Annotated in this window: 6 protein-coding genes; all 6 read right to left on the bottom strand. The window is 42.0% G+C overall.

Annotation, left to right across the window (positions count from 1 at the left end; genetic code table 11):
• Window positions 1-324: 324 nt before the first annotated feature.
• On the bottom strand, window positions 325-846 hold the full coding sequence (locus tag HOO90_RS05480) for a DoxX family protein (RefSeq protein WP_292840484.1): 522 nt from the start codon (window positions 844-846) through the stop codon (window positions 325-327).
• A 114-nt stretch (window positions 847-960) separates the two neighbouring features.
• On the bottom strand, window positions 961-1836 hold the full coding sequence (locus HOO90_RS05475) for a spore coat protein U domain-containing protein (protein WP_292840481.1): 876 nt from the start codon (window positions 1834-1836) through the stop codon (window positions 961-963).
• Window positions 1833-4211 carry a fimbria/pilus outer membrane usher protein gene (locus HOO90_RS05470; RefSeq protein WP_292840478.1) on the bottom strand — a complete coding sequence of 793 codons (2379 nt, stop codon included), beginning with the start codon at window positions 4209-4211 and terminating at the stop codon, window positions 1833-1835. Before HOO90_RS05470 ends, HOO90_RS05475 begins: the two co-directional genes overlap by 4 nt.
• Before the next feature lie 19 nt (window positions 4212-4230).
• Window positions 4231-4920: a fimbria/pilus periplasmic chaperone gene (locus HOO90_RS05465; protein WP_292840475.1), complete on the bottom strand. Its 690-nt coding sequence runs from the start codon at window positions 4918-4920 to the stop codon at window positions 4231-4233.
• 97 nt (window positions 4921-5017) lie between these two features.
• Window positions 5018-5446 carry a hypothetical protein gene (locus HOO90_RS05460; protein WP_292840472.1) on the bottom strand — a complete coding sequence of 143 codons (429 nt, stop codon included), beginning with the start codon at window positions 5444-5446 and terminating at the stop codon, window positions 5018-5020.
• 28 nt (window positions 5447-5474) lie between these two features.
• Window positions 5475-5984: a hypothetical protein gene (locus HOO90_RS05455; RefSeq protein ID WP_292840469.1), complete on the bottom strand. Its 510-nt coding sequence runs from the start codon at window positions 5982-5984 to the stop codon at window positions 5475-5477.
• Window positions 5985-6382: the final 398 nt, after the last annotated feature.

The following is a 6382-nucleotide window of genomic DNA, read 5'->3' as shown; positions in this document are numbered from 1 at the left end:
ATAGTAAATTATGATCCAAAAAACAAATACAAAGAAACGGAAATTACCTTTGTAAATGACAAGGTAATGAATATTGCGTTTTTCAACAACAGATAATTTAAAGCTAGTAGGTTAGATGTAACAACAATTCATAAAGCCGAGAATCCCACTCGGCTTTATTTGCAGATCTATTACTTCGTATAATGTATATTATGTAATATTGAAAAATAAAATTCAAGTTGTCTAGTTGGATTGGCAAGCTGAAATTGAAGCCTATTTGCGTTAATCTGCTTCAAGCTTAATAAGCGTAACACTTATGCCAATCTACTATACGACAGCCTCAATTTAAAAATTAAAAACTTTCTTTAACCAACTGTCCATACTCCATTTACCTGCACCACCAAACAGTAATGGTAAAAACATTACTAAGTAGATCAGTGGTAATTTATAGTTACCAAAACCATCGCCATCTTCATCTACAATGCGGTAGCCTTTAAGCAATTCAGAAAGTGAGCTAAAATGCTCAGGCCAATGTACAGAGGCGATAGCGACTATCGTCAATATCATTAGCGAAAAAGTGAAAAAGCGCGTAGCTAAACCAAATAACAACGCAAATGCACCCACTACTTCAAAGCCTGTAGCGATATTCCAGCTAATGCTAGGCGGCAACAAGTTAAATGGAAATGGAAAAGTTAAATCGGCAAACCAATTCGTGCCATGCAGCTTTTCAAAGCCAGATTCACCAAACTCCCATGCAAGAATCAAGCGTAAAAATAATGGTGGAATGCTGTCTGAGCAAGCATTTAGCTGGTTTATGATTTCGTTATATAAACTCTTACCACATGAAAATAAACGCTGATTCAGCATGTTGATCACCTTATAGATTAGATTGGTGATGCTTAGTCGGTGAGATAATACAATACTTACATTTTTTTACTGCAATATTAGCACATTAAAAAGTTGAGCTATTTAGTAATTAGTTTAATAAGTAATGGTTAGAGTATGTATTTGTGACGCATTGCACGTGCCTGTCACACAAGTTCCCGCCTGCCCTGCTGGCATACTGCCGTTAATTGTGTGCGTTTGGGCTGCACCAGTGCCTCGGCTATTTGCATTGGTGCTGGAGTTGATATTTAGGCTGTAATTTAAGCCGCTTAACACACTGCTATAGGTATCTAAACTCATGGTGTACGGCAAGTTAAGCGTACATATAGCACCAAATGTAGTATTTGCATTTACTGCTGCCCCAAAGGCTGTATAGGTGAATGAAATGTTGCCTGGAGGTGTTGTTACAGTACATGTAGCAGGTGTTATGATGCTTACAGGAAAGTTGCCAACAGTTGAAAGCCATGCGCCTGAACCATTATTTGTCCTTACTCTGATTTGCACGGTATCTGTATAGTTGCCTGCAGCGGCAACTTGTCCTGCAATGGTAATGCAACCCCAATAATTTGAAGAAATCGGTTGTGGTGTGGTAATAGGTAACAAGGTAATTGGCATATAGTTACCAGCCACTGTGCTAGTCCATAATGCACTACATGCACTATCTTTAAAAGCCTCATAACTAATTCTTGTTGCACCTAATCGAGTGCGATTTTGTACCCCTGTAGCATTTGCCCCGTTATTGGCGCGAATATAAACCGTGGTCGCATCTGTAGCTAAGGTGCGCGTACACGTGGTTGTAATTGTACCTTGTGTAACATTTGGCACTACGCTTGCATTAACACCCGTGACCGCATTAAACGCGGTTGTAAAGCCAGTGGATGTTGGCGTTGTACAGGTAATAGCGGCTTGCGCGGTTATTGAAAAAAACAGTAAATATAAAATAATTAGTGCCGTAGTGTAATTAGCTTTCATCGAGTCATTCCTTTACATAGTAGCGGCCCTAAGCGCGTTATTTCATCTAATATTTCAGGTGGCAAGGTCACGCTCACCTTACATTGCTGTGCGTTCCAACTTAACACTAATGTGCTACTTAATTGCAAGCCCGTTACAAATGCTTCACCGCGACGTGCCACATAGAACTCTTGATTATCCCCATCAATTTTCACAATAGCACCTGCTGGAGCAGGCTCGCCATCGTCAAGCTGGATTTTTAGTAGTGCACCACGCCCACTACGCACTGGAAAATTTACTTTTACCGCGCTACGCCATGCAGGTACTACGTCATGCTCAATAGACTCTATATCGGCACTTACAGGTAAGTCTTGAGGGTTTAGCCGTATGGAGTTACTTTGATATGCAGCTAAATTAGGTATCATAGCAACGCCATTTTTATTGGTTTTAGTTTGCATATTATTACCAATACCAACACCAACATTGCCGTAATCTTTAACTTCCACTAAGGCAAAGCTATTCATTAACCGTTGGGTGGCAAACACATTTCCATCTGCCATTGCAATGCCACCATTTGCGCCTAAGCGCAAGGCTGTTTGGTTTGATGTATTACTGACGTCGGCTGTTAATGTGCCATAGCGCCCGTAGTAAAAAGCCCCTGCTTCTTCACGCCTGTGGTTTTGTTGTTGGCCAGCCAACAAGCGCCAGCCTAAATGATTATCTTGATTAGGGGTTTGTGCAAGTGTTGCATATAAGTCATTTTGACCACTACTACTATTTGCATACAAGCTTGCCACCCGATTATTATCTAAAGGTACAAGTAATGATATGCCTATTGCTCGACTAGTAGTGCCGCCAGCGTTAGCTTGACTGGCATATAAATTAAAACTGCTATTTTCGCCAACGCGAACTGCGTAATTGCTAGAAAAAGTGGTGACGGTCGAGCTGTCATATTGCTTAATGCTCGCAAAACTTAAGCCCAAAGTACCTAAATTATCGCTGGAATAACTCATATTGCCTGCCAGCTGCAACTTGATGGGTGAGACTGCGAGGTTTTGACCTAGCTCACGAAAATGCTTAGAAGCACCCTGCGCTTCTATATTTGCACTAAAACGTAAGCCTTGGTTTTCTACGCTTATTAGCCATTGCTTGCCACTGCCTAAATTATCAGCAGAGCTCCCAGTGAAGGCTGCCTTTCCTAATAATTGAAAAGGCAAGGCGGAGACTACACCAAAACCCACTAAGCCTTGCTTAGAAGTCGCTGATGCACGTCCTTCAAGGGTTAAGCTATCTTGAATGCCGCGTCGCCAAAGGCCGTTGATGAAGGCTGTACCATAATTAGCGTTAGCTGAACCTAAATCACGCCGCACACTGCCCGCCTCTACGCTCCAATCATTTAAGCCCGTTGCCAGCAATTGCCCATTAGTAAAAAATGATTGTTGGATGATGGTTTCACGGCCTAATAAATCACGTACGACAATGCGCGCATCACCGCTGCCCGTTAATATGGGAAAGTTATCAATAGCAAATGGTCCAGTTGGCACATTAGATACTTGGCGCAACACATCGTTAATATACAACTCTACCGTAGATGGCGCGGCTGACAAGCCTGTGAGTGATGGCAATGGCTGTGTAACATAACCTGGCGTTAAGGCAAAGTTAGTACCGAACTGAACACCACCAAAATAAACATTGCGCCCCAACATGCCTGCGCGTGTATTGCTATCGCCCAGCCGCAAGGTGCGATTAGACTCAGGTAAGTCTTTGGTAAAAGTGGTTTCTAAGCGCAACCATTCATTTTTGTTACCTAGCGCGGTGTCACGCGTTAGATTGCGCCCACTTGCGCTACTGGTGAGCACACCCAAACCTGTAGATACACCCACTTCAGTAAGTACGCTTAAATCTTCTGGTGACGGCGCGGCACGTAAATAAGACTTGGAATAATTGAGGTCGTAATTAAAAAATACGCTGGGTAGCACAGGGCTGACCGTTGGACGCTTTGATTTCGCGCCTTGCAAACGCGTTGCGGCAAAAGATTGCGGCGAGAATAGTAATTCCACCGATTGGTTTGCAAAGTTAATGGTGGAATTAAATCCAGGTACGGCAGATAAAGGCCAATATTGCTGACCTTTAAAATCAATGGCTTTGGTATCGGCATTAACGGTAATGCGCCACTCTTCAAAGGCATCGCGTTGCACATATAAAACACCATTGCGCTCAACAAAAAGCCAAGTACCGCTTTTGGCGCCATTGATGGTTACGTCCATCGGCAAAATACGGTCACTGGTAAAAGCAGGTTTTGTTGATGCTGAAGAATGCTCAGATTCAGCTGCGGTAGAAGTGTTAATGCAAAGCAGTGCAAGTACGCATAAGGTGAGTTTTAGCTTTAGATTCAAACGCTTAACCTTGTGTGGTCTAATTGCCAATGGTCACGTCATAGTCACGTGTCGTAGCATCATCCATCGTGACACTTAGCTTAGCCGCTCCTGTAGGAATAATGCTTTTGGTGCTTTTTAGTTCATAACTACGAGTAATGCCAGGCAAAATATAAACGGTAGCTTCGCTAGCCGCGAGTGTTTCACCTGTAGCATTTTTAAGCACAAACTCACGCGGACGCGCATAAGCGTTACCGCTATTTTCGCATATTGCGTTAATAGCATTTGTGGCGTTTTTCTCAACATGGCAAGTGAGCAGGCTCTTTGCCGATTTAGGCGTAATAAAAACAGGCAAGGAAAAAGCTAAAGCAATTTGTAGTTGCATTTTGTCTTGTATTGGTTTGGCTTCTGGCACTTCACGAATAATCATTCGATAATAAAGTTCGTCGTTTGATTTGGAGGGTGCTAATACGGCAAGACGCACCACTTGGCGCGCATTAGCGGCTAACTTGATAATTGGTGGAGATAAAAAAAGGTCTTCTGACAAGGTGAGATCATCTTCACCGTTTGTTTTTTGTTTCCAGCTGTAAAGATCGGCCTGCATAACCAGCTCATCATCACCATCATTGGTAATGGTAACAGCAACCGCCCTGTCTTTAGGGGTCATATAAATGCGTACAGGTGATACTGAAAACACCCCAGCCAAAACTGGTGCAGTAAAACTTGCCATTAACAAGCCCGTAACACTTAAAACAACAAGCATCTTTATGTGTTTGCGAGTATTTTTTATATAATTCATTGAGTTACGCACCAGTTTGCTGATTGAGTTACCAATTTACCAGCATTTCAAGATATTTCCAACTGCTTAAATCAATCACACGCCAAGAAGCGATACTGCCGACACCAGCATAGTCGTCAATTGAGTCCAACTTATAACCCGCGGCATTAGATGAAAATAAATAACGGTAAGCCCCACCATGCATGGGTGACCATGGCATGCCGCCTGTATTTCTAGGCGCAATATCAACCACTGCGCCTGTCGCACAAACCACTGTGATAGTAGCGCCAAAGCTACCTGGCGCATTGCTACTACGGCAAAATGCTGACTCTGGCGCGCTAGTTTGCAAACGAACCTTTACATTGAATTGATTAGCCGCTTGTGCTGCCAAACCAAGCCTAGGCCAAGCAATGCCAACAACTAGCGCAATTACAAACAAGGCGCTAGTTGTTGGTTTTATGTAACTTACTTTATACATCACTTAAGGGTAAAGTTAAGCGTAATACTTAAAATGTAACGATTAAAGTACGTGTGTGTGAAAGTGCTGCACATGATGCTGTTGCGCAATCACCCGCTTGATCTGCAGGCATAGAGCCAGAAACTGCATAAGTTCTAATGTCGCCAGAGCCAATGCCAGCAGGTGCTGAAGTGGCGGCTGTACCCGCTGTAGTTAAAGTAGAGGCAGCTACAGATAGATCATAATTTAAACCTAGCAATACGCCACCGCCAATAGCTGTACCATTAGTAGTATCAAAAGCTGCAGAAGCTGGTGTAAAGCCACGCGTACATTTGAATTCAATATTTGCATCAGCAAGGCTAGCCTGAGCGCCTACTTGAAATGCCTCATAAGTACCAAAATCAACGGTTTGCGTACTATCGTTATTGGCTTTGCATTGTGATGTTAATGCAACAGTTACTGTAAAGTTATTGCTCGCAGTAGTTGCGCCTTGCGCAGCAGGAATTGCAGTTGCCAATAATGCAGCTGAAGCTAGTAAAGATGCTAATAGTTTGTTCATGTAAATATCCCTTAAAAAAGTAAATTAAGTTTGTTTTAAATCTTACCCAACAAAAACTTTAAAACAAAGATGAGTAAAGTTAAGCAATTAACATGCCAAATTAAAAGTTGATTATTGATAGCTTAATTTAAGTAAACTTGATATTAGGTAATAATATTAATTTACACTTAATAAACAGTTGGTTAAACCTATTCTTATCAGCATAAATGCGTTGGTAATAAGACACTATAAAGAAATATGAAGACAGCAACTCAATGAAGAGTATTACGAATTATCATCACAAACGTCAATTTATGTCACGTTAAAGGCTGAGTTTACAAAACTCACACGCCAAACTAACGAAACTTTTTATAATAAATGCGTATTCCCAATAGCGCAGTCAAAATCGCCGCATACAA

Source organism: Methylotenera sp. (assembly GCF_013141425.1).
GTDB lineage: Bacteria > Pseudomonadota > Gammaproteobacteria > Burkholderiales > Methylophilaceae > Methylotenera.
The sequence above is the reverse complement of the archived record's forward strand: the minus strand, read 5'-3'. Positions and strand labels throughout refer to the sequence as shown.